Here is a 22,525-nt window from a genome sequence, read left to right as displayed (position 1 = left end):
CAATCGCTTGCGACGTGTGATCAGGCGTTGTCTTCGTCGCCTTCGAACTCGGTGTTCGGATCGAAGAAGTTCTCCGGCCGGGCGTTGTCGTTGATGTCGTCGCCATAGATGGCTTCGGCGGTGGTCAGCGTCTCGCCCTTGGCCTGGCGCTCGGCTTCGTCGGCCGTGCGGGCGATGTTGAGCGTGACGGTGACCTCGACTTCCGGATGCAGCGCGATCGCCACATTGGTGACACCGATGGTCTTGATCGGCTGGTTGAGCAGGATCTGGTTGCGGTTGATCGAAAAACCTTCCGCCGTCAGCAGATCGGCGATGTCGCGGGTCGAAACGGAACCGTAAAGCTGACCGGTTTCGCCGGCGGAGCGAACGGCGATGAAGCTCTTGCCGTCGAGCTTTTCAGCGACCTGGGCCGCTTCCGACTTGCGCTCGAGGTTGCGGGCTTCAAGCTGGGCGCGCTGGCCTTCGAACTTCTTCTTGTTGGCTTCGTTGGCGCGCAGCGCCTTGCCCTGCGGCAGCAGGAAGTTACGGGCGAAGCCGTCCTTGACCTTGACGGTATCGCCCATCTGGCCGAGGCGGGAAACGCGTTCGAGAAGAATGACGTCCATGGATTTGTTCCTTTGGTTGGACGCCAATCGATCGATGAGATCGGCGCCGAATGTCTTGGGAACAGGTCAGGAAGCTTGAGCGCCTTTGGCGCTGGTGTCGCTGTCCTGCCTGTGCGGCAGTTAGAGGTTTTGACCTCAACCCGGGATTTGATGTTCAACCCTGCGGCGCCCGTCGCCGTGGGAGAAGAGCGGGCGGCGAACCGCCCGCATTTGAGATATTAGCGAACCACGTAGGGCAGCAGGCCGAGGAAGCGGGCGCGCTTGATCGCCTTGGCGAGTTCGCGCTGCTTCTTCTGGCTGACGGCGGTGATGCGCGACGGCACGATCTTGCCACGCTCGGAAATGTAGCGCTGCAGCAGACGCACGTCCTTGTAGTCGATCTTGGGCGCGTTGGCGCCGGAGAACGGGCAGGTCTTGCGGCGGCGATGGAACGGGCGCCGGGTCGGGATCTGATTGATGTCGACCATTATTCTGCACCCCCTTCAAAGCCTTCGCGCGGACGGCGCGGACCACGATCGGCACCGGCGTCGCCGAACGAGCGCGGCGGACGATCGCCACGGTCGCCGCGATCACGATCGCCGAACGAACGCGGACCACGATCGCCACGGTCACGGTCGCCGAAGCCGCCGCGTTCCGAGCGCTCTTCGCGCTTCTGCATCATGGCCGACGGGCCTTCCTCATGCGCCTCGACCTTGATGGTCAGGAAACGCAGCACGTCTTCGGACAGGCCCATCTGGCGCTCCATCTCGTTGAGCGCGGCCGCCGGGCAATTCAGGTCCATCAGCGTGTAGTAAGCCTTCCGGTTCTTGTTGACCCGGTAGGTGAGGGACTTCAGTCCCCAGTTCTCGACCCGGCCGACGGACCCGCCATTTGCGGAGATGACACCCTTGTACTGTTCGACAAGCGCATCGACCTGCTGCTGCGAGAGGTCCTGCCGGGCAAGAAACACATGTTCGTAAAGAGCCATTATGTCTTATGCCTTTCTTCGTTTCTCTCCCGGTTCCCGGCGGCAAAAGCCTCTGCAACTTCTCTGACCCGCAAACCCTCGAAGGGGCAGGGGGAAGAAAGGAGCATGACGAGACGGTCGAGAGCGGAGACACGGGAGGCGGAAGCACTTCCGGCTTCACACGAAGGTTCTGAAAACCTCCGGCCCTCCGTTCAGCCCCCAGCAAGGACCGGCAGATTGCGGGCGTCTATACAGCAATCCGGCCGCAAAGCAAGGGCAAGCGGCATTCCCGTGTGTCGCAGGCGACGATCGGGAGCAGCAACGGCCGGAGTCGTGGTTTCAACCACGTCTTAACCACACCAGCAGGTTGTGTGGAGTTGAAGCCTGGCCGTCAACGGTCGATTCATCATGGAAGGCGCAAAAGCCCGGACAACCGCGCAAAAGCGGCAAGCATTTCCGGGGGTAAGGATGCTTCTCAACAAATTCTGGCGCTCGAAGAGCGGCAATTTCACGCTTGTGCTGGGACTGGGTTTGCCGGTCATCCTGACGGCAGTCGCTTTCGCAACCGATGTCTCGACCCTTATGCGGGCCAAGAGCAATTTGCAGAACGCTCTCGATTCGGCAAACCTTGCTTCTTCGCACCTTGGCGATCTCGACATCACCCGCAATGACGCTTTCAACCGCTATTTCCAGGCCAACATCGTCGGTCATGGCGAGCTCGACAATGCGCAGGCGACGTTGACTGTCGACAAGGGCGTCAACTTCGTCAAGACCAAGGCGGTTGCCTCGGCGGACGTCCATCTCAACTTCGCCTTCCTGTTCGGCGACAGCAAGCACATCGTGGTCGATGCCTCGGCGGTCGAATCGAACAACCAGCTCGAAGTCGTGCTGGTGCTGGACAACACCGGCTCGATGGCCGGCGCGCGGATGACGGCGCTGAGGACGGCGACAAAATCGTTGCTCGACACGCTCGAAGCGGCGAAATCGCCAACGCGCAAGATCCGCGCCTCGCTGGTTCCTTTCGTGACGGCCGTCAACGTCAATGGCGACGGCTTCGACCCGTCCTGGATCGACATGGACGGCAAGTCCTCAACCAACGGCGTCAATTTTCCCGTCATCGACGCCAAGCGGCCGAACCACATGGCGCTTTTCAAACAGCTCAAGAAGACCGGATGGGCCGATGCCGGATGGAATGGCACCGGATGGAAAGGTTGCGTCGAGGCGCGGCCAGGCGCTTACAATATCTCCGACACGCCACCCGACCCGGCCAAGCCCGACACGCTGTTCGTGCCCTACTTTGCGCCGGATGATCCCGAAGACGCCCAGAAGCCGTCTGGCTCCTATGGCAATTCGGATAAATACTACAACAACTCCTATCTCAACGATGTCAGCGACAAAACCAGGCTTGCCCAGTCGGGCATCAACATTCTGGGCATCGATCTCAGCAACCTGCTCGGCAATCTCATCGAACTTCTGTCGCCCGATGACAGGGATGCCAGGGAAAAGATCGCCAAATATGTTGCGCCCGCCAAGGAACTCATCACCGAGATCGGCTCTCCCATCACTGTCGGCCCGAACCGTGCGTGTCCGACCCCGGTGGTCCCCCTGACCGACGACTTCGACAAGCTCCGCAAGGCGGCCAGTCAGATGACCGAGTGGAATGGCTCGGGTACCAATGTCTCCGAGGGCCTGTCATGGGGTATGCGTGTGCTGTCGCCTGCCGCGCCCTACACCGACGGAGCGCCGTGGAAGACGCCTGGGATCAGCAAGATCGTGCTGTTGCTCACCGACGGCGAGAACGTCGTCTATGGCGCCAGCGAACAAGAATCGACAAAGTCGGATTACACATCCTATGGCTATCTGGCTGGCGGCCGCTTCGGATCGGACAACCAGACGACCGCTGCGCGCAATGTCGACGGCTGGACCAAAAACGTTTGCACGCAATTGAAGAACGAGGGCGTGCAGATCTACACCATGGTGCTGCAATCCGACACCGCAGCCAACCGTGCGCTTTACAGCGCCTGCGCCTCGGATCCGAGCAACTATTATGCCGTCAACGATCCGACCAAACTGCCGAACGTGTTCCTTCAGATCGCCAACAATTTCACGAAGTTGCAATTGACCAACTGAACACGCGAACCGAGACGGACCAGCAGGCTCCGAGGAAATCGCTGGCCTCAACTCGTATGGGCGGCGACAATCTTGTCGACCGTTTCGGGGAAGAAGTCGGGCGCCGCGTGGCGTTTGCCGAACATCATATCGTACTGCAGCAGGCGGAAATCGCGGATCGCCGGATCGATCTCCTTCTGCCGCGCCCAATCGGGCGTGGCCTCGCCAGCCGGCGTCAGCAGCAAATTGCGGTCGACGACACGGTAGTGTTCGCTCATCTCGCCCAGGAAGCCGGTGTAGTAGGGATGGCTGATGCCGGCCGTCTTCAGGATATGATAAGGCAGGAAGGCCGGGCTGACGGCGCCCATGTGCTCAGCCGGCCCGGTGCGGTTCGACCAGATGACCAGCGGCGTCTCATGATGCTCGAGGGCAGCCTCGGGCGACGCTTCCTTGCGCGGCGCGACATTGTCCTTCAGGAAGCCGGTTTCGACATAAACCGGCCCGAGCGGCGGCAGATGGTCGCCGAAGAAGGCGATTACGGTTGGGCGGGAGCGTGTCTTTGCCCATTCGACGAGGCGTTCGAGACCGCGATCGGCATCGGCTGAGCCTTCGGCGTAGCTGAGCAGCGATTCGCGCGCCCACTGGCTGATCGGCGCCTGCACCCTGTGCGTGGGACTGTAATAGCGGTTCGGTTCGTAGGGACCGTGGTTTTGCAGGCTGACCGCAAAGAAGAACACCGGCTCTTCGCTGGCGTCGGCCTCGCTGATGATCTCGTCGGTCATCGCGGCATCCGATGCCAGTGGCCCGCGCTTTTGCATTGGCGGCAGCGTCTCTTCCGACTTGAAATCGTTGAAGCCGAAATCGGCGTAGACCGCGCCACGGTTCCAGAACCAGTTGGTGCCCGGATGGATGGCGCGCGCCCGATAACCCTGGCTCTTGAGGAAGGTTGCCAGCGACGGCGTCGGCGTGCGCACATATTGCTGGTAGGGGATGCTGCCGGCCGGCAGGAACGCGTTGGAGAAGCCGGTCAGCGCCTCGAACTCGATATTGGCGGTCATGCCGCCGAACTCCGGCGAGAACATCGAGCCGGAGCGCAGCGCCCGCACATTGGGGATCGGATCGGGCGTGATGGTGACGCCGGGCAGCTTGGTCGGGTCCCAGAAGGACTCGCTCATGACGATGATGATGTCAGGCTTCTCGGCCGGCACCGAGGCGGTCACATCGGGCCTGGCGATCGCCGCGATCGCCTTGTCGGAATAGCCCGGCGGCGCAGAGACATGCGCCATCGGCACATTGAGCGCAAAGGCCAGCGCAAAACCGTTGGAGGCATAGTTTTCCTTCTGGTCCCACATGATCGGGATGATCTGCAACCGGTCCCTGGTCCAGGAGAAGGTGGCATAGTCCATGATCGAAACGAAGAAGGCGAGCAGCGGCACTGCCAGCGTCAGCCGCGCAAGGCGTCCCTTGCGGCTGAGTGCGGGAACCTTGCGGCGCCACATCCGCCAGCCATAGACGAGCAGCGACAGGCCGGCGACGATGCCGACGACCATGGCGAGCGCGGTCATCGGCCGGTCGCGCACCAAAAGCGGCAACAGCGCGAAGATCTGGCGGGCATAGAGGAAATCGGTCGGATAGAGCGGATCGCCGAGATAATGCGACTTCTGGTGGCCGACGAAGGCAAGCGATAGCGTCAGCGGCGCGACGATCATCAGGCTCTGATGGCTGCGGCCCAGCACCGCATCGAGGCCGATCAGGATCAGCGCGAACACGACGATGGTGGTCCAGCCCGGCTTGAGCGGCTGCAGGAAGAAGGAGACCGTGCCGGCAAAGTCGCCGCGCACGATCAGTTCGATGGCAAACACCAGGACGGCGGCGATCGCCAGGCTGATCAGCCCATAGCGCACGACCGGCCATCTCCTGCCCGGCAGATAGCCGGTGGAGGGGTCGTCTTCCAGGAACTGTGGCGCGGCCTTGCCGGCGCGTTTGTAACTCTTTGCCACTTTAACTTCCCCACCCAGCGACAAGCACGTCACTCGATTGTCATGGAATTGTCACGCAAAGCTAGCGCCTGTGGCCAAAATAAGAAGAGCCAGCAAACGAATCGTGAGCGGTTTTCATCAGGAGTGATCGCCAAAAAGCCTTTCGGAACAGGCACTCGGCGGATGAAGCTGCCGTCGAGCAGGGTCGAACCGGGCTTGACTTGGCGGCCTGCCTTGCGTCACAGGCAAGAAAAACTCGTCTATCAGGCAAGCAAAACCAGCCCTTGGGAGCCCGCGCATGGCCGTTGCATTCACCTTTCCTGGACAAGGCAGCCAGGCAGTCGGCATGGGCAAGGATCTCGCCGAGGCTTTTCCCGAGGCGCGCAGAATTTTCCAGGAAGTCGACGACGCGCTCGGCGAAAACCTGTCGAAGCTGATCTGGGAAGGGCCGGAAGAGACGTTGATGCTGACCGCCAACGCGCAGCCGGCGCTGATGGCGGTGTCGCTGGCCGCGATCCGGGCGCTGGAATCGCGCGGCTTCTCGCTGAAAGGCAAGATCGCCTATGTCGCCGGTCATTCGCTGGGCGAATATTCGGCGCTCGCGGCTGCTGGCTTCGTTTCGGTTGCCGATGCCGCCAGGCTGCTGCGCATCCGCGGCAATGCCATGCAGGCGGCGGTGCCGGCCGGCGAGGGCGCCATGGCGGCGATCATCGGATTGGAACAGGCCGATGTCGAAGCCGCTTGCGCGGAAGCCGCCAAAGGCTCCGTCTGCCAGATCGCCAACGACAATGGCGGCGGCCAACTGGTCATTTCCGGCGCCAGGGCCGCGGTCGAACTGGCGGCGAAACTGTGCACTGAGAAAGGCGCCAAGCGCGCACTGATGCTGCAGGTGTCCGCGCCCTTCCATTCGGCGCTGATGGCGCCGGCCGCGAACGTCATGCGCGACGCACTCGCCGGTGTGACAAAGAATGCGCCGGTCGTTCCCGTCCTCTCCAATGTCACGGTCAGCCCGACCAGCGATCCGGACGAGATCGCCCGCCGCCTGGTCGAGCAGATAACCGGCCGCGTACGTTGGCGCGAGACCGTGGAGTGGTTCGGCGCAAATGGCGTCACCACGCTTTACGAGATTGGCGCCGGCAAGGTGCTTTCGGGATTGGCGCGGCGCATCAACCGCGACATCGCCACTGCGTCGGTCGGCTCGGCGGCTGAGGTCGAGGCAACGCTAGCAGCGCTTGCATAAAGCCCCATTTGATCCCATTCCCTGCAAAAGGGGTGTTCTCTTCTCAATCAGGAGACAAAAATGTTCGAATTGACTGGCCGCAAGGCGCTCGTCACCGGCGCATCGGGAGGCATCGGCGAGGCGATCGCCCGGATGCTGCATGCGCAAGGCGCGATCGTCGGCCTGCATGGCACCCGCATCGAGAAATTGGACGCGCTGGCTAGCGAGCTTGGCGACCGGGTCAAGCTGTTCCCGGCCAATTTGTCCAACCGTGACGAGGTCAAGGCGCTCGGCCAGAAAGCCGAGGCCGATCTCGAAGGCGTCGACATCCTGGTCAACAACGCCGGCATCACCAAGGACGGGCTGTTCGTGCGCATGTCGGATGCCGATTGGGACAGCGTGATCGAGGTCAATCTGACCGCCGTTTTCCGGCTCACCCGCGAACTCACCCATCCGATGATGCGCCGCCGCCATGGCCGCATCATCAACATCACCTCGGTGGTCGGCGTGACCGGCAACCCCGGCCAGACCAATTACTGCGCCTCCAAGGCCGGCATGATCGGCTTCTCCAAGTCGCTGGCGCAGGAGATCGCCACCCGCAACATCACTGTTAACTGCGTTGCACCAGGCTTCATCGAATCGGCAATGACCGACAAGCTCAACGACAAGCAGAAAGAGGCGATCATGGCGGCGATCCCGACGCGGCGCATGGGCACCAGCGTCGAAGTCGCGTCCGCCGTCGCTTATCTCGCCTCCAACGAAGCCGCCTACGTCACCGGCCAGACCATCCACGTAAATGGCGGCATGGCTATGATTTGAACGAGGTTCTGCAGCAACGCCGGCGGGTTGTGTAAAGAGACCATTTCGGCTTGGACCTCAGCTATTTTTCGTGTAATGCGGCCCGCAACCCGGCGGTTCGGGCAAAAATCGGTCCGTAGTCGTTGCGTTTCCGGCAGGACCATCTTTCAGCTTGATTAGCGGCATTCTGCCCGCTAACGAAGACAGACAAACAAAAGACGAGGATGCCCAAATGAGTGACACCGCAGAGCGCGTCAAGAAGATCGTCATCGAGCACCTTGGCGTCGATGCCGACAAAGTGACGGAGCAGGCGAGCTTCATCGATGATCTGGGCGCCGACAGCCTCGACACGGTCGAACTCGTCATGGCGTTCGAAGAAGAATTCGGCGTCGAGATCCCCGACGACGCGGCCGAGACCATCCTGACCGTCGGCGATGCCGTGAAGTACATCGACAAGGCTTCGGCCTGACGCTTTCTGCAGTCATCACCGGGGAGGACCTGCGATGAGGCGTGTCGTCGTCACGGGCCTTGGCTTGCTGTCGCCGTTCGGCATGGGCTTCGAGCACAGCTGGAAGGAGCTTCTGACCGGCCGCAGCGCTGCCAAGCGCATCACCGAGTTCGAGGTGGAGGATCTTGCTTGCAAGATCGCCCACGTCATTCCGCGTGGTGACGGCAGCAATGCCACCTTCAATCCCGAGGCCGTGCTCGAGCCGAAGGAATTGCGCAAGATCGGCGACTTCATCCTGTACGGGATTGCTGCCGCCGACGAGGCGCTGAAGGATTCCGGCTGGGAACCCAGGACGCATGAAGAGCAATGCGCCACCGGCGTCCTGATCGGCTCCGGCATCGGCGGCATCGAGGGCATCGCCGAGAACGCGATGATCCTCAAGGAACGCGGCCCGCGCCGCATCAGCCCCTTCTTCATCCCGGGCCAGATCATCAATCTCGTCTCCGGGCAGGTTTCGATCCGGCACGGGCTGAAAGGCCCGAACCATGCCGTCGTCACGGCCTGTTCGACCGGCGCGCACGCCATTGGCGATGCTGCCCGGCTGATCATGTGGGGCGATGCCGACGTGATGGTCGCCGGTGGCGCCGAAGCGCCGGTGACGCGGCTGTCGATCGCCGGGTTCGCCGCATGCCGGGCACTGTCGACGGAACGCAATGATTCGCCGCAAACGGCGTCGCGCCCCTATGATCGCGACCGCGACGGCTTCGTCATGGGCGAGGGCGCCGGCGTTGTCGTGCTTGAGGAGCTCGAACATGCCAAAGCGCGCGGCGCCAAGATCTATGCCGAGGTGACGGGTTATGGTCTCACCGGCGACGCGCATCACATCACGGCGCCCGCCGAGGATGGCGATGGTGCCTTCCGTTGCATGACGGCAGCACTCAACCGGGCCAAGCTTACGCCTGCCGACGTCGACTACATCAACGCGCACGGCACCTCGACCATGGCCGACACGATCGAGCTCGGCGCTGTCGAGCGGCTTGTCGGCAATGCCGCATCGAAGATTTCGATGTCGTCGACCAAGTCGTCGATCGGCCATCTGCTTGGGGCGGCCGGCGCCGCCGAAGCGATCTTCTCGATCCTTGCCATCAGGGACAATGTCGCGCCGCCGACCATCAACCTCGACAACCCCGAACGCGAAACCGCGATCGACCTGGTGCCGAACAAGCCGCGCGCCCGCCAGATCGACGTGGCGCTGTCCAATTCGTTCGGCTTTGGCGGGACCAATGCGTCGCTGGTCTTCCAGCGCTACAATGGCTGATCGTCCGGCTGCCGGGCGACGCTTTGGCGTGCCGCCAATTTTGCCATATTCGCCTCTACTCTGCCGCTGGGGATTCGTTGGGCGATCAAACGGTAGGGCGAAATGAACACAAATCCGGCAGGCAACGGAGAATTCGGGCAACGGCCGGCAACATCCGGACCGATCGTGCCGAAAACGGCCAGCGAGGCGTTGCGGCCAGAGGCCGGCACGCCGCCGCCGAAGCGCTCGCGTGCGTCACGCAGCCAGGTCGTCGTGTTCATGAACTTCGTCATCTCCTCGGTGATGCTGGTGGTTCTGGCGGCCGGCGTCGCGGTCTATTTCGGCAAGCAGGAATTCACCGAGCCCGGACCCTCCGCCAATGGCGACACCTTCCTGGTCAAGCCGAACACCGGCGTCCAGGATATCGCCGACCAGCTCGAACGCCGCGGACTGATCAGTGATGCCCGGGTATTCCGCCTTGGCGTGCGGGCCTTCGGCAATGATTCGGCGCTGAAAGCCGGCGAGTACGAGATCAAGCCCAGGGCTTCCATGCGCGATATCATGGAGCTTCTGAAGAGCGGCAAGTCGGTGATGTATTCGCTGACCATCCCTGAAGGACTGACTGTCGACCAGGCATTGCAGCGCATCGCCGAGGAGACTGCCTTGAGCGGCGACATGCCGGCAACCACGCCGCCGGAGGGCAGCCTCGCCACCGACACGCTGCGCTTCACGCGCGGCGCGACACGCCAGCAGATGGTCGACAAGCTGCTTGCGGATCAGAAGAAGCTGGTTGACGATGTCTGGCAGCGGCGCGCGCCGGACCTGCCGCTGGCCAACGTCGAGGAGTTCGTCACGCTGGCCTCGATTGTCGAAAAGGAAACGGGCAAGGGTGACGAGCGTTCACGGGTTGCCGCCGTCTTCCTGAACCGGCTTGCCAAGGGCATGCGCCTGCAATCCGATCCGACCATCATCTACGGGTTGTTCGGCGGCAAGGGAAAGCCGGCGGACCGGCCGATCTACCAGTCGGATATCCAGAAACAGACCCCCTACAACACCTATGTGATCAACGGCTTGCCGCCGACGCCGATCGCCAATCCGGGTCGTGCAGCGCTGGAGGCGGTGGCCAACCCATCGAAGACCGACGACCTCTATTTCGTCGCCGACGGCACCGGTGGGCACGTCTTTGCCGCGACGCTGGACGAGCACAACGAGAATGTCGCCCGCTATCGCGCTCTGCAGAAGAAGCAGGCGGATGACGTCGCCAAAGCCGCCAAGACGACCGGCGGCGGCGACAGCAATGCCGTCAAGCCGGCGGACGGTGGGCCGGCCGACAGTGCGCCGGCTGACGGTGCCGACGACAGCGGCGGTGACGCGGGCGCTGCCCAGTAGAATGAAGAAAGGCGTTGCCCGACAGGCGACGCCCTGACATTTGCAAGAGCGCCGCGCGTCCGATTTCGACGCGCTGCGGCGCAGTCATTTTCAAGCAGCACTTGCTCTGTCCGGAAAGCCGGTTCGGGGCAATGTGCCAGGGACGTGTGGGCGATATGAATTTGCAGAGCATGACCGGTTTTGCACGCGCCGTCGCCGAGCACGAAGGCACTTCGATCGCCTGGGAGGTCAAGTCCGTCAACGGCAAGAGCGTCGAAGTACGGCTGCGGCTGCCGCAAGGCTTCGAGCGGTTGGAACCGGCTGTCCGGCAGATACTTCAGAAACGTTTTGCACGCGGCAATTTTCAGGCGACGCTGACCATCGGCCGTGCCGTCGGCGCGCAGGCGCAGCCGGTCGTCAACGAAGCCTTCCTGAAGGACCTGGCCGGGCTCGCCAAGCGGCTGCAGGAGCAGTTCGGCGTTGCTGCGGCGACCTCGGATGGACTGCTGTCGCTGCGCGGCGTGCTCGACATTCCCGAAACTGTCGAAACCGAGGAGGCGAGGGCCGCGCTCGATGCCGCGATCATGGCCGCGCTCGAAGTGGCCTTGAACGGGCTCGAACAGGCACGGCAGGGCGAAGGGGCCGCGCTGGCTTTGCTGCTGTCGGGTCATATCGACACAATCGAGGCGCTGACGCTGCGGGCAGAAGTGGATCCATCCCGCGAGACCGCGGTGATCCGGGAACGCATCGCCGAGCAGGTCAGGCTGCTGATGGACGCTTCCGCCAATTTGGATGCCACCCGACTGCACATGGAGGCCGCGTTCCTGGCCACCAAGGCCGATATTCGCGAAGAGATCGACCGGCTGAAAACGCATGTCGCATCCGGCCGGGCACTGCTGGTGGGCGGCGGCGCGGTCGGTCGCAAGCTCGATTTTCTGGCACAGGAATTTAACCGCGAATCGAATACGCTGTGTTCCAAGTCGAATGCCGCCGCCATCACCGCGATCGGGCTGGACCTGAAGGCGGTGGTCGACCAGTTTCGTGAACAGATCCAGAATCTGGAGTAGCCGATGGTTGCCAAGGATTTGGGGTCCCGCATTCGCCGCCGGGGCCTGATGCTCGTCCTGTCGTCGCCGTCCGGCGCCGGCAAGTCGACGATCGCGCGCAATCTTCTGGAAAGCGATTCCAGCCTCGAACTGTCGGTCTCGGTCACCACCAGGCCGCGCCGCGGCAGCGAGATCGAAGGCGTCCACTATCATTTCCGGACGATGCGCGAATTCGAGCGGCTTCGTGATTCAGACGCGCTGCTGGAGTGGGCCGAGGTGCATGGCAATTGCTATGCGACACCGCGCGAGCCTGCCGAACTGGCGCTGTCTGAAGGGCGCGACATGCTGTTCGACATCGACTGGCAGGGCGCCCAGCAGCTCAAGGAGAAGATGCGCGCCGACATCGTCTCGATCTTCATCCTGCCGCCGTCGATGAAGGAGTTGAAGGCACGGCTGAAGCGCCGCGCCGAAGACCAGGAAGCGGTGATCGAAACGCGGTTGAAAAACGCCCGCAACGAGATCGAGCACTGGAAGGAATATGATTTCGTCATCGTCAATGACGACCTCGACCGCGCCTTCGCCGAAGTGCGCGGCATCGTCGTCGCCGAGCGGCTGAGACGCGACCGCCGGCCAGGCCTGTTCGATTTCGTCTCGGGACTGTTGGACGAGAAGACGGGTTGAGGCGGTGAAGCGCCAATCTCCCCCACGAGGGGGCAGATCGGCAGCTTTTTACACCGCGTTTGTCAACCTTACAAATTCCTCGACGCTGAGCGTCTCGGCGCGGCGTGTCGGATCGATGCCGGCGCGGTCGAGCAGGGCCTCGCCGCCGAGGCTCTTAACGCTTTGCCGCAGCATCTTGCGACGTTGGCCGAAGGCGGCTTCTGTGACGCGGCCGAGTTTCTTCACCTCGGTGGGCAGGGGCATCGGGCGCGGCACAAGATGCACCACCGAGGAGGTGACCTTTGGCGGCGGCGTGAATGCCTGTGGCGGTACGTCGAAGGCGATCCTCGCCTCCGTCCGCCAGCCGGCAAGGACCCCCAGCCGGCCATAGCTGTCGCTGCCGGCGGGAGCGACGATGCGCTCGGCCACCTCGCGCTGGAACATCAAAGTCATCGAGGTGTAGAAAGGCGGCCAGTCGCTGACGGTCAACCAGCGCACCAGCAGCTCCGTGCCGATGTTGTAGGGCAGGTTGGCCACGATCTTGACCGGGCCGCCATTGCCGGTCGCTCGACTGGCAAGGCCCGTGAAATCCGTCTTCAGCGCATCGCCCGAAACAACCTCCAGCCGGCCGGGATAGTGGTCGGACACTTCGGCAAGAGCAGCCAGGCAACGTTCGTCGCGCTCTATGGCGATCACCTGGCGCGCTCCGTTGGCAAGCAAGGCGCGGGTCAGCCCGCCGGGACCGGGGCCGACCTCGATGACGGTTGCATCGGACAAGTCGCCGGCGGTGCGGGCGATCTTGCCGGTGAGGTTGAGGTCGAGCAGGAAATTCTGGCCGAGCGCCTTCTTCGCCTGCAGCCCATGCCGCTCGATCACCTCGCGCAGCGGCGGCAGCCCGTCGATGCTCATGCCCGAGATCTCATACGGCAACCGCCTTGGTGTTCGTGTCGGCCAGCCGCCGGGCAAGCTTCAGCGCCGCTATCAGGCTGTCGGGCCGCGCCACACCCTTGCCGGCGATGTCGAAGGCCGTGCCGTGGTCGGGCGAGGTGCGGATGAAGGGCAGGCCGAGCGTGACATTGACCGCCTCGTCGAAAGCCAGCGCCTTGGCCGGGATAAGCGCCTGGTCGTGATACATGCAAAGGGCCGCGTCGTAACCAGCCCGCGCCCGGACATGGAACAACGTGTCGGCCGGCAAAGGGCCGAAAGCGTCGATGCCTTCGGCGCGCAGGATGTCGACCGCCGGGCGCACGATCCGCTCGTCTTCGAGGCCCATGGCGCCGCCTTCGCCGGCATGTGGATTGAGCCCGGCAATCGCCAGCCGTGGCCTGGCGATGCCGAAGCGGCCGGCAAGGTCGGCAGCGGTGATGCGCGCGGTGGCGACGATCAGTTCGGTGGTCAGTGCCTTCGGCACCTCGGCCAGCGCTATGTGGATGGTGACGGGAACGGTGCGCAGGTCGGGTCCTGCCAGCATCATCACCGGCATCGCCTCGACGCCGCTGTGCCGAGCCGCCAGATGCGCCAGATATTCGGTGTGGCCGGGAAAGCGAAAGCCGGCATCGTAGAGCGGCTTCTTGGCGATGGGGCAGGTGACCACGGCCGAGGCTTCGCGGGCAAGGCAATCGGCGACGGCGCGGTCGATGGCCTCGATGGTGGCGGCCGCATTGGCCGGATCCGGCTGGCCGGGGCTGTCGATGCAGCCTGCAGCCAGCGGAACGATCGGCAAGGCGCGGGCAAAGACCTGCGCCGCTTGTGCCGGGGTGGCTTCGGCGATCGGCAGCGAGAGGCCGAGCAGGCGCGCCCGGGAGGCGATCAGCGCCGGATCGGCGAGCAGGTAGAAGGGGGGCAGGGCGGCAGCTTCACGCGCCATGAAGGCGGCGATGGCGATCTCCGGCCCAATGCCGGACGGATCGCCGGCGCTCAACGCGAGCGCAGTCACTGCGTTGCCCACGTCAGCGCTTGACGATGCGGGCTTTTGCCTTCAGCTCGTCGACATATTTCTTGCTGAGCGCGTCGGCATCCTTGTCGCCGCCGGAGCCTTCGGCCTGGAACGCCATCTGGGCAACCTTGTCGTCGGACACTTCGCGCGACGAGCAGATGCCGATGAATTCGACGCCGCGTTCAGTTTCGCGCGTGACGGTGGCACCGCCGACTTTGGTAGCTTTGATCTGCTCGGCCCAGTCCGGCGGCAGTTGCGGCGCCAGCACCCGGCCCAGATCGCGAACGGTGACGTCGATCAGGCCCTTGGCGAATTCGCGCGTCGTGTTGCAGCCGTTGAAGCGGGCGCGCATGGCGTCGGCCTCTCGCTTGCGTTTGCCCAGCGTCGCGCTGCGTTCAGCCGCCGGCACCACGAAGATGACCTGCTGCAGCATGTATTCGGTGGCGCTCGGTTTGGCGCCGCCTTTTTCGAGCATCTTCCTGACGAGATCCTGTTCGCTGACGGCGCCGGTGCCGTCGCCGGAACGGTAGCGCGCGCTCAAGGCCTGGTTCCAGGCCATCTGGGCGCGGATGAATTCCTTGAAGTGGCTCTTAGTGACGCCCGACTTCTCCATGACGCCGTCGAGCTGGCTGAGCTGCATCTTGTTGCTCGAGGCAAAGCGCTGGTACGCGGCATCGACCTGGGCGTCGCTGATGCGGATACCAAGCCGCTTGGCCTCGGCCATACGCAACGTCTGGTCGATCATTTCCTGGCCGGCATCGCCCTTCTTGCGCTGCAGCTTCAGGAAGGCGGCGCGATGGGCGATGTCGCCGGTGGTGACAGGAATGTCGTTGACGACGTATTTGATCTCGCTGGCGAAAGCCGGCGGCGCCATTACGGTGATCGACACGGACGTCGCCGCCACGAGCAACGCGAAACCTGCTGAAAAGAGGTATTTCCTCATCGTTGGCATCCCAATTCTATCCCGGTCCCGCCCAATTTGATCTTTCCAGGTGCGCGAAATCCGTGCCAGCCCTATGCGGCGAAACGATGTCGCCGATTGTTACTGGATCGTGTCGACGGCACTGGTCGACGAGCCGAAATCGCCGAGGGTGCGGAACGACAGATTGAAGCCGATGGTCTGCGACACCTCCCTGGTGTTCAGATCGCGCGACTGCGAGTAGGTCATCAAATAAGTGAAGCAGGAATCGTTGTAGGCGAAGCCGACGCCGTCCTTGACCAGCAGGCTCTGCTGCAGGTCGTAGGTTCCTGTGCCGAAGACGCGCCAGTTTTCGGCCAGATGCGTGGATGCACCAAGCGTGACCTCGTGGCGGTCGGTGGTGAAGCCGTACAGCGGCTGGGCCTGGATGAAGGCGTATTTGGCGCTCAGCGACACAGGCAGGCCGGAATAGGCGGCCTTCACCTCGGCGCGGCGGATCTCGAAGCTCTGTTCGTCGAAACGGCCGCTGACCGAGGCCGCGAAGCCGTTGGGGCTGTTGATGCCGAACAGGCCGACATAGTCGGACTTGGTCGTGTCGAGGCCGGAGTTTGCGCCGACATTCACCAAATCCGGCGCGGCGAACGAGTTCTCGCCGCCAATCTGATAGGATTGGCCGAAAATGGCATTGGTGCCCCAGCCATTGTTGTAGGAGCCGGAATAGCGGAAGCCGACATTGGCGCGCGAACCGCCTTCGACGCGGTCGTAGCCGGAGAACTTGTCGCGTTCGAACAAGGTGGTCGCATCGAAGACCATGCTTTGGGCGTCTTCGTTGGGTACTGAGAGGCCGCCGACATATTGCTCGTTCGGACGCATGAAGACCTGTGCCATCGGTTCGATGACATGGCTGGACCCGCTGGCCATGGAAAACAGCACCGGCCAACGCATCTCGAGGCCTGCGGTTGCCATGTAACGGGCAAATGACGAGCGCATATCGGCCTGCTCGTTCAAATTTGCTGCCATATTGTTAATGGCAGTGAGCGAAGCCGATGACGCATTGAGGTAGTCGACGTCGCCCTGCAGTGCGAGCAATGGCGTCAGCACCAGCCCGCCATCGGTGACGAAGCTCCGCTTCCACTCGGCCTCGGCGGTGAGACGGCCCGATTCGCCTTCGATACCAGGGACACGCTGTATGGGGGTGGAGAAAGTGTCATCGAGTTCGTCGCGGCGGATGACACGCGCGTTGACGTTGAGCGATAGCTGGCCGCCGGCCACCGACGCATCAGGAATATAGGCGTAGTCGAGCGACGGCAGCACCCAGGGCTGTTGTCCGCTTCGCGCAGAGGCGTTGTCGTCAGGTGTATCTTCCTGCACATCGAAATGCATGGCGCGCACGTCGAAATAGTTGCGGCCGTTGAGACCCGTCAAGTAGACCGACGACTGGTGGACGCTGCTATTGTACTTTTCGATGCCGTAGGTGTTCGAGAAATTCTTGTCGGTCTGCAGCAGCACGTCCCAGCCGAAGTTCCAGCGTGAGTTGATGGCGAACTGCCCCTGGGTACCCATCATGCCGCGGAATTTGTTGGGATCGCCGGCGCTGCCCGAATTGACGTTGTGGCCAGAGCTGGAGGGGAAGGCAGTGGTGTCGAGGAAAGCGTCGGGATTCTGCTGGTGTATCCCGGCGATCTTCAAGCTGTACTCGCCATTGTTGAAGCGCTGACGCCACTCGGCCTCACCGAGGAAACCCTGCTTGGTATAGCCGGTGCCGGTGACGGTCAGGTCGTAGGTCGGCGCCAATGCAAGATAATAGGGGACTTTCACGCCGACGCCGAGATCGCTCTTGTAGATGATGCTCGGGATCAGGAAGCCGCTCTTGCGCTTCACCGTCGGGTCGGCAATTTCGAATGCAGGCAGATAGGCAAGCGGAAAACCGAAGAACTCGAAATTCGCATTCTCGAAGCGAACCGTCTTCTTCTCGCCGTTCCAGATGATCTTCTTGGCCTTGACGCGCCAGGTCGGCGCTTTGTCCGGCTTATCCTCGCACGGCTCGCAGGCGGTGTAGACGCCATTGTGGAAGGTGGTCAGCACGCCGCCCATGCGTTCGGCGCTTTCGGCGGCGAAATAGGCCTTGTCGATGGTTTCGACCCGCAACGCGTTGACGAAGCCGTCGGCAAAGTCATCGGTGATGTCGATATGCTGCGAATTGATCTTGGTACCGTCGCTGTTGATGACTTCGACGTTACCGCTTGCGACCATTCGCTTGGTGTTGCGGTTGTACTCGACCCGCTGGGCGACAAGGCGATTGCCACCATAGTCGATCTGCACGCCGCCAACGGCGGTCACGGTCTGGTTGTCGTTGTTATAGACCAGCGTATCGGCGGCCAGCAGCATTTGCGAGCCGGATGGAACCGATGTCGCCATGTCGCCGACGTCCTGCGCAAGCGCCGGTGCCGGAACGGCGTAGGCAAGCACGCACGCCAAGGCGGTCGCCGCATAGAGGCGCGCCAAACCGGCCTGCCTGTTGCTGGGCAAAAACGCCTCCCTCACTAGCCGTCTTCCTTGTATAGCAGGAAAGTCACCCCGAAGAACATAGCCACCATGACCGGTACCCAGGCGGCTACGACAGTCGGCACGAATCCCGCCACGCCGAATGCCTTCACCAGAACCGAAACGACATAAAGCAGAAAGCCAGCGATGATGCCACCCAGAATCATCGTCGCCGACTGCCCCATCCTAGCAAATCGCATTGAAACCGTTGCCGCGATCAGCGTCATGGCGACGAGAAGGAACGGCAACGCCACGAGCGAATCAAACTGCATGGCAAAGGCATTTGCCTTGAGGCCGAAGGAGCGGGCAACCTCGATCTTTCCGGGCAGGTCGTAGAAGGGGATGGTTTCCGGGCGCGCCAGCCGCTCTTGCACGAATTCGGGCTTCAGATTGGTCGGTACGCGATCGGTTGCCGATGCCTGGATCGTGCCGTTCTGGAACGTCTTGACGTCCTGCAATTCCCAATAGCCGTCGCGCAGGAAGGCACGGGCAGCATCCTTGCGCTCGACGATGTTGCCTTGCGGGTCGAGAATGAAGAATACGACATCGGCCATTTCCAGGCCCTGGTTCAGGATGGCCCGCGCACCGATGATGGTGTCCCCCGAACTGGTTTTCTGCCGGATCCAGGGCGCGGCATCGGCCGAGACCGTGTTCGATTTGCCGGAACGCAGCTGGGTTTCGATCTGCTCGGACCAGGAGAATGCGTGCGCGGCGAGCGGATTGATGACACCAACCGACAGGACGCCGAACAGCAAGGCTCCGATACAGCAGGGCAAGAGGAACTGCCAGGCGGAAACACCGGCGGAACGCGCGATGACCAGCTCGTAGCGCCGGTTCAGCGACACCAGCGTCGCCATCGCCGAGAAGAGACCGACGAACGGCACCGTCTGCAGCATGATCATCGGCATACGGAGGCCTGAAATGGCTACCGCCGTGCCGTAGGTGAAGCCGGGCAGGCCGGTGGTGCGGCCGGACAGCTCGGTGAAATCGATCAGGAACACCAGCGCCAGGAGGCCGATGAAGAACCAGATGGTGATCGTCACGTAGCGGAAGAAGAAATAGCGGCCCAGTGTCCAGCCCATCAGCCGACCCCTTGCCCTGATGTGCCGCGCCTGGACAAACGCAATTTGAAAGCATTCCAGCTGTCAGCGATGCGCGAGGCGAAGTTTGTCATCCAGTCCGCCCAGGTCACGGGCAGTTCCAGTGTCCGGTTCGAGACGATGAACCAGATCGCCACCGCGGAAGCCACGATCGGCACACCATAGACCATATAGGCATATTGCGGAATCTCGTCCGCCTTGCTGGCGGCGAAAAAGCCCAGCCAACGCACGAACAGCGATATCGTGATCGCCGTGATCAGCGGATTGACGCGCGCCTCGCGGTGCGAGCGCGCATCCCCGGCGACCGCAAGCGCGATCAGCGCGAAAACCATGGAATAGGTCCATTCCGAGAACCGCTGGTTGACTTCGGCCCGGTATTCGTAGGGGCTCTGCTGATAATACTTGTCATTGGCGCTCGGGTTGAGCAGGTACTGCGTCGTCTGGTCCTTGGGCAGGAGCGTCACCGCTGAAGCCGCCGCCATGAAGGCCGACATGTCGAAGGCATAGGAGGTGAAGCGGATGACGGAGAGATCGCCGGTCAGCGTTTTGCGATGGATGACGCCGTCATTCATCATCAGCACCTTTTCACCGCCGCGTTCGATGATGCTGCCGGTCTTGGCGTAGTAGACGAGGTTGACGCCTTCTTCGCGCGAATCGGCGACGAAAATGCCGCCCAGCCGATTGTTGGGAAGGCGCTCGCCGACCTGCAGGAACAACCCGTCGTCGATCTTGCGGAAGGTACCTTCCTGGATGATCAGCGACAACAGATCCGCGCGTGACGATGCCACCAGGGCCCGGTTCTTCTGCCGTGCGTAAGGATCGATGCCGTTGTCGACGGCAAAGGAAAAAACAGCTGCGGCGAGCGCCAGCAACATGATCGGCCGCACGATCGTCCAGCGCGAGGCCCCCGCGGCGTTGACGACGGCAAGTTCGGAATCCGAATTCATGACGCTGAGTGTCTGTGCGACCGCCACCACCAGCGCAAAAGGCACGACGATCGGGATGATGGACGGAAGGATGAGGGCGGCGACTTCGAAGAAGGTCAGCGCCGACTGGCCGCTGTCGGTGACCAGATCGATCTTTGCCAGCACCTGCGTCGTCCATACGATCGCCAGCGTCCACACAAGAGCGGCCATGAAGACCACGAAAGCGCGGCGCATGATGTAGCGTTCAACGACCTTCATGAAGGCTTTTCTCGATTTTTTCGAACGGCATCATGCCGCCGAACAAGGTAGCTGTCCGGCAGCGCCTGCACAACTGGCTCATCAGATGGTCTATCCGGGTTCTGTCCCACATCACGCCCCCCGGCTGGGCGGAGTGTCGGCGGGAATGGATAAGAAAGGGCGAACATCGATGGTTAACAACAAGTTGCGGCGAAAAGCGGGGCCGTGCCGCGACGAATCGTCATCGATTCCATAGGTCATATGGGATGCCAATTCGGCAAAGTCTTGCCAAATGCCGGAAAACGACCAAATGTCGCGCATCGTTTCGAACCGCTTCCCCAAAAGTCGCGCATTCCCTGAAAGCAGGACATGATGAATCAAAGACCGTCGATCGCCTTCGCCAAATTTTCCGGGTCCCAGAGCGCGGTGAACAAGAAGGGCACGGTCTTCGTGCTCGCGGCGGATGAGGGCGGCCTCAGCGACGTCGCCAAGGCCGGTGATCCCGGCAAGACACTGGAGCGGGCTTTTCCCGTGGCTGAGTTCACGGGCAAGTTCGCCAGCACGGTGGAAGTTCTGGCCCCGCAGGGAGCGTCGCTCGACAGACTGGTGGCGATAGGCACCGGCAAGGTGTCGGGACTGGACGAATATGCGTGGTTGAAGCTTGGCGGCACCGTTTCCGCGTCGCTGCGCAAGGCGACCGAGGTAGCGGTAGTCCTCGATGTGGTCGGCGCCTCGCCGAGCGCGAAGGACGCGGCAAGCCTTGCCGCGGGCATTCTCCTGCGCAGCTATTCCTTCGACAAGTACAAGACCAGGAAGGACAAGGACGACGGCAAGGCAGAGCCGAAGAAGCCGGTCAAGGTGACCATCCATACCGCCGATCCGGCCGCTGCGAAGAAGGCCTTCGCCGATGCCGAGGCGGTGATCGACGGCGTCCTTCTGGCGCGCGACCTCGTCAACGAACCGGCAAACGTGCTTGGGCCGGTCGAGTTCGCTGCCCGCGCCAAGGAACTCGAGGCACTCGGCGTCAAGGTCGAGATATTGGCTGAGAAGGAAATGAAGAAGCTCGGCATGGGCTCGCTGCTCGGTGTCGCGCAAGGCTCGCCACGCGGCGCCCGCATGGCGATCATGCAGTGGAACGGCGGCAAGCCGAAGGACAGCCCGATCGCCTTCGTCGGCAAGGGCGTCACTTTCGACACCGGCGGCAATTCCATAAAGCCGGCCTCGGGCATGGAGGATATGAAGGGCGACATGGGCGGTGCCGCCGCCGTTACCGGCCTGATGCATGCGCTGGCGGCCCGCAAGGCGAAAGCCAATGTCGTCGGTATCATCGGACTGGTCGAAAATGCGGTCGACGGTCATGCCCAGCGTCCCGGTGATATTGTCACTTCGATGTCGGGCCAGACCATCGAGGTGCTCAATACCGACGCCGAGGGCCGCCTCGTGCTGGCCGATGCGTTGTGGTACTGCAACGACCGCTTCCAGCCGAAATTCATGGTCAATCTGGCGACGCTGACCGGCGCCATCATGGTGGCGCTCGGCCAACATTATGCCGGCCTGTTTTCCAACAATGACGAACTGGCCGAAAAATTGTCGGTGGCGGGGCAGGCGACTCAGGAACGGCTGTGGCGCATGCCGCTCGGCGCCGAATACGACAAGCTGATCGATTCCAAGAACGCCGACATGAAGAACATCGGCGGCCGTTTTGGCGGCGCCACCATCGCGGCGCAGTTTCTGCAGCGCTTCGTCAAGGACACGCCATGGGCTCATCTCGACATAGCCGGCACGGCGATGGGGGCGCCGTCGAACGAGATCAACCAGTCGTGGGGTTCCGGTTTCGGCGTCAGGCTGCTCGACCGGCTGGTGCGCGATAACTATGAGCAGTGAACGGGTTCGATCACTATAGGCTGAAGCGATGGCCGACGTTCTGTTCTACCACCTGACCGAATCGACGCTGGAGGATGCGCTGCCAGGCCTCCTGGAGCGCAGCGTCGACCGTGGCTGGCGCGCCGTGGTGCAGACAGGCACCGAGGAACGCCGCGATGCGCTCGACCAGCATCTTTGGACCTTCCGCGACGATTCGTTCCTGGCGCACGCAACCGATCGTGAGGCTCATCCCGGCGAACAGCCGATTCTGTTGACCACCGGCGACGGCAATCCCAACGACGCCAAGATAAGGTTCCTGGTCGACGGCGCGGTGCCGCCTGACCTTGGCGGCTACGAGCGCGCGGTGTTCCTGTTCGATGGCCACGATGCCGCCCAGCTCGAGGCGGCGCGAGGACACTGGAAGGTGATGAAGAGCGCTGGCCACGACGTCACCTACTGGCAACAGACGCCAGATCGCCGCTGGGAGCGCAAGGCGTAGACCAGCCGCTTGTGGCGGATGACACG

General features: G+C 62.6%; 21 protein-coding genes. 10 read left to right on the top strand and 11 right to left on the bottom strand.

The annotated features are described in order from the left end of the window. Positions 1-20 precede the first annotated feature (20 nt). The 3 genes from rplI to rpsF all read right to left on the bottom strand — a co-directional run bounded on the left by rplI (position 21) and on the right by rpsF (position 1,572). Positions 21-605 carry a 50S ribosomal protein L9 gene (gene rplI, locus LB519_RS28370; RefSeq protein WP_013532521.1) on the bottom strand — a complete coding sequence of 195 codons (585 nt, stop codon included), beginning with the start codon at positions 603-605 and terminating at the stop codon, positions 21-23. A gap of 218 nt (positions 606-823) precedes the next feature. Continuing rightward, a complete protein-coding gene (gene rpsR, locus LB519_RS28365) occupies positions 824-1,072 on the bottom strand; it encodes a 30S ribosomal protein S18 (RefSeq protein WP_006203718.1) in 249 nt (82 codons plus the stop codon). Then, positions 1,072-1,572, bottom strand: a complete 501-nt coding sequence (gene rpsF, locus LB519_RS28360; RefSeq protein ID WP_013532520.1) for a 30S ribosomal protein S6 — start codon at positions 1,570-1,572, stop codon at positions 1,072-1,074. Before rpsF ends, rpsR begins: the two co-directional genes overlap by 1 nt. Positions 1,573-2,019: 447 nt before the next feature. On the opposite strand from rpsF, the gene LB519_RS28355 reads away from it, so the two are divergent. Then, entirely contained in the window at positions 2,020-3,681 is a 1,662-nt protein-coding gene (locus tag LB519_RS28355) for a pilus assembly protein (protein ID WP_224621686.1), read from the top strand. 47 nt (positions 3,682-3,728) lie between these two features. On the opposite strand, the gene LB519_RS28350 is transcribed toward LB519_RS28355, so the two are convergent. Beyond that, positions 3,729-5,684: an LTA synthase family protein gene (locus tag LB519_RS28350; protein ID WP_013532518.1), complete on the bottom strand. Its 1,956-nt coding sequence runs from the start codon at positions 5,682-5,684 to the stop codon at positions 3,729-3,731. Between the two features lie 253 nt (positions 5,685-5,937). Here LB519_RS28350 and fabD point away from each other — a divergent pair, with 253 nt between their 5' ends. The 7 genes from fabD to gmk all read left to right on the top strand — a co-directional run bounded on the left by fabD (position 5,938) and on the right by gmk (position 12,496). Next, the gene (gene fabD, locus LB519_RS28345; protein ID WP_224621685.1) at positions 5,938-6,879 is read left to right on the top strand and encodes an ACP S-malonyltransferase; all 942 of its coding nucleotides are present in this window, start codon (positions 5,938-5,940) and stop codon (positions 6,877-6,879) included. Positions 6,880-6,939: 60 nt separating this feature from the next. Next, positions 6,940-7,677: a 3-oxoacyl-[acyl-carrier-protein] reductase gene (gene fabG, locus LB519_RS28340; protein WP_063171792.1), complete on the top strand. Its 738-nt coding sequence runs from the start codon at positions 6,940-6,942 to the stop codon at positions 7,675-7,677. A 211-nt stretch (positions 7,678-7,888) separates the two neighbouring features. Further along, positions 7,889-8,125, top strand: a complete 237-nt coding sequence (locus tag LB519_RS28335) for an acyl carrier protein (protein WP_006203723.1) — start codon at positions 7,889-7,891, stop codon at positions 8,123-8,125. A gap of 34 nt (positions 8,126-8,159) precedes the next feature. Next, positions 8,160-9,422, top strand: a complete 1,263-nt coding sequence (gene fabF / locus LB519_RS28330; RefSeq protein WP_127366165.1) for a beta-ketoacyl-ACP synthase II — start codon at positions 8,160-8,162, stop codon at positions 9,420-9,422. A 102-nt stretch (positions 9,423-9,524) separates the two neighbouring features. Further along, entirely contained in the window at positions 9,525-10,790 is a 1,266-nt protein-coding gene (mltG, locus tag LB519_RS28325; protein ID WP_127366166.1) for an endolytic transglycosylase MltG, read from the top strand. Between the two features lie 155 nt (positions 10,791-10,945). Then, positions 10,946-11,836, top strand: a complete 891-nt coding sequence (locus LB519_RS28320) for a YicC/YloC family endoribonuclease (RefSeq protein WP_013532513.1) — start codon at positions 10,946-10,948, stop codon at positions 11,834-11,836. 3 nt (positions 11,837-11,839) lie between these two features. Next, positions 11,840-12,496, top strand: coding sequence for a guanylate kinase (gene gmk / locus LB519_RS28315; RefSeq protein ID WP_013532512.1), 657 nt, complete (start codon positions 11,840-11,842; stop codon positions 12,494-12,496). A 48-nt stretch (positions 12,497-12,544) separates the two neighbouring features. Here gmk and rsmA read toward each other — a convergent pair whose 3' ends face one another. The 7 genes from rsmA to LB519_RS28280 form a co-directional block, all read right to left on the bottom strand. Next, positions 12,545-13,384, bottom strand: a complete 840-nt coding sequence (rsmA, locus tag LB519_RS28310) for a 16S rRNA (adenine(1518)-N(6)/adenine(1519)-N(6))-dimethyltransferase RsmA (RefSeq protein WP_127370435.1) — start codon at positions 13,382-13,384, stop codon at positions 12,545-12,547. Positions 13,385-13,394: 10 nt separating this feature from the next. Continuing rightward, positions 13,395-14,423: a 4-hydroxythreonine-4-phosphate dehydrogenase PdxA gene (gene pdxA / locus LB519_RS28305; protein WP_127384835.1), complete on the bottom strand. Its 1,029-nt coding sequence runs from the start codon at positions 14,421-14,423 to the stop codon at positions 13,395-13,397. A gap of 1 nt (position 14,424) precedes the next feature. Then, positions 14,425-15,363 carry a SurA N-terminal domain-containing protein gene (locus LB519_RS28300; protein WP_024504313.1) on the bottom strand — a complete coding sequence of 313 codons (939 nt, stop codon included), beginning with the start codon at positions 15,361-15,363 and terminating at the stop codon, positions 14,425-14,427. Positions 15,364-15,453: 90 nt separating this feature from the next. Further along, positions 15,454-17,874, bottom strand: coding sequence for an LPS-assembly protein LptD (locus LB519_RS28295; protein ID WP_064993142.1), 2,421 nt, complete (start codon positions 17,872-17,874; stop codon positions 15,454-15,456). After that, positions 17,874-18,959: an LPS export ABC transporter permease LptG gene (gene lptG, locus LB519_RS28290; RefSeq protein WP_174299091.1), complete on the bottom strand. Its 1,086-nt coding sequence runs from the start codon at positions 18,957-18,959 to the stop codon at positions 17,874-17,876. The genes LB519_RS28295 and lptG overlap by 1 nt, the downstream gene beginning before the upstream one ends. Continuing rightward, a complete protein-coding gene (lptF, locus tag LB519_RS28285) occupies positions 18,956-20,158 on the bottom strand; it encodes an LPS export ABC transporter permease LptF (RefSeq protein WP_013532506.1) in 1,203 nt (400 codons plus the stop codon). Before lptF ends, lptG begins: the two co-directional genes overlap by 4 nt. A 111-nt stretch (positions 20,159-20,269) precedes the next feature. Then, positions 20,270-20,458 carry a hypothetical protein gene (locus LB519_RS28280; protein ID WP_157678558.1) on the bottom strand — a complete coding sequence of 63 codons (189 nt, stop codon included), beginning with the start codon at positions 20,456-20,458 and terminating at the stop codon, positions 20,270-20,272. A 51-nt stretch (positions 20,459-20,509) separates the two neighbouring features. Here LB519_RS28280 and LB519_RS28275 point away from each other — a divergent pair, with 51 nt between their 5' ends. Both LB519_RS28275 and LB519_RS28270 read left to right on the top strand, forming a co-directional pair. Then, a complete protein-coding gene (locus tag LB519_RS28275) occupies positions 20,510-22,021 on the top strand; it encodes a leucyl aminopeptidase (RefSeq protein WP_224621702.1) in 1,512 nt (503 codons plus the stop codon). Between the two features lie 28 nt (positions 22,022-22,049). Beyond that, on the top strand, positions 22,050-22,499 hold the full coding sequence (locus LB519_RS28270) for a DNA polymerase III subunit chi (protein ID WP_013532504.1): 450 nt from the start codon (positions 22,050-22,052) through the stop codon (positions 22,497-22,499). Positions 22,500-22,525: the final 26 nt, after the last annotated feature.

The sequence above is a fragment of the Mesorhizobium sp. AD1-1 genome, assembly GCF_020164655.1.
Classification (GTDB): Bacteria; Pseudomonadota; Alphaproteobacteria; order Rhizobiales; family Rhizobiaceae; genus Mesorhizobium; species Mesorhizobium ciceri.
This window is presented reverse-complemented; position numbering and strand designations above follow the sequence as displayed.

What these genes read in the sequence shown, in the direction of transcription:
- rpsR (WP_006203718.1), bottom strand. Translation starts at nt 1,072, where the DNA reads ATGGTCGACATCAATCAGATCCCGACCCGGCGCCCGTTCCATCGCCGC.
- LB519_RS28270 (WP_013532504.1), top strand. Translation starts at nt 22,050, where the DNA reads ATGGCCGACGTTCTGTTCTACCACCTGACCGAATCGACGCTGGAGGAT.
- LB519_RS28320 (WP_013532513.1), top strand. Translation starts at nt 10,946, where the DNA reads ATGAATTTGCAGAGCATGACCGGTTTTGCACGCGCCGTCGCCGAGCAC.
- rplI (WP_013532521.1), bottom strand. Translation starts at nt 605, where the DNA reads ATGGACGTCATTCTTCTCGAACGCGTTTCCCGCCTCGGCCAGATGGGC.
- fabD (WP_224621685.1), top strand. Translation starts at nt 5,938, where the DNA reads ATGGCCGTTGCATTCACCTTTCCTGGACAAGGCAGCCAGGCAGTCGGC.
- LB519_RS28280 (WP_157678558.1), bottom strand. Translation starts at nt 20,458, where the DNA reads ATGCGCGACATTTGGTCGTTTTCCGGCATTTGGCAAGACTTTGCCGAA.
- LB519_RS28275 (WP_224621702.1), top strand. Translation starts at nt 20,510, where the DNA reads ATGAATCAAAGACCGTCGATCGCCTTCGCCAAATTTTCCGGGTCCCAG.
- mltG (WP_127366166.1), top strand. Translation starts at nt 9,525, where the DNA reads ATGAACACAAATCCGGCAGGCAACGGAGAATTCGGGCAACGGCCGGCA.
- gmk (WP_013532512.1), top strand. Translation starts at nt 11,840, where the DNA reads ATGGTTGCCAAGGATTTGGGGTCCCGCATTCGCCGCCGGGGCCTGATG.
- lptF (WP_013532506.1), bottom strand. Translation starts at nt 20,158, where the DNA reads ATGAAGGTCGTTGAACGCTACATCATGCGCCGCGCTTTCGTGGTCTTC.
- LB519_RS28335 (WP_006203723.1), top strand. Translation starts at nt 7,889, where the DNA reads ATGAGTGACACCGCAGAGCGCGTCAAGAAGATCGTCATCGAGCACCTT.
- LB519_RS28355 (WP_224621686.1), top strand. Translation starts at nt 2,020, where the DNA reads ATGCTTCTCAACAAATTCTGGCGCTCGAAGAGCGGCAATTTCACGCTT.
- rsmA (WP_127370435.1), bottom strand. Translation starts at nt 13,384, where the DNA reads ATGAGCATCGACGGGCTGCCGCCGCTGCGCGAGGTGATCGAGCGGCAT.
- LB519_RS28300 (WP_024504313.1), bottom strand. Translation starts at nt 15,363, where the DNA reads ATGCCAACGATGAGGAAATACCTCTTTTCAGCAGGTTTCGCGTTGCTC.
- fabG (WP_063171792.1), top strand. Translation starts at nt 6,940, where the DNA reads ATGTTCGAATTGACTGGCCGCAAGGCGCTCGTCACCGGCGCATCGGGA.
- fabF (WP_127366165.1), top strand. Translation starts at nt 8,160, where the DNA reads ATGAGGCGTGTCGTCGTCACGGGCCTTGGCTTGCTGTCGCCGTTCGGC.
- rpsF (WP_013532520.1), bottom strand. Translation starts at nt 1,572, where the DNA reads ATGGCTCTTTACGAACATGTGTTTCTTGCCCGGCAGGACCTCTCGCAG.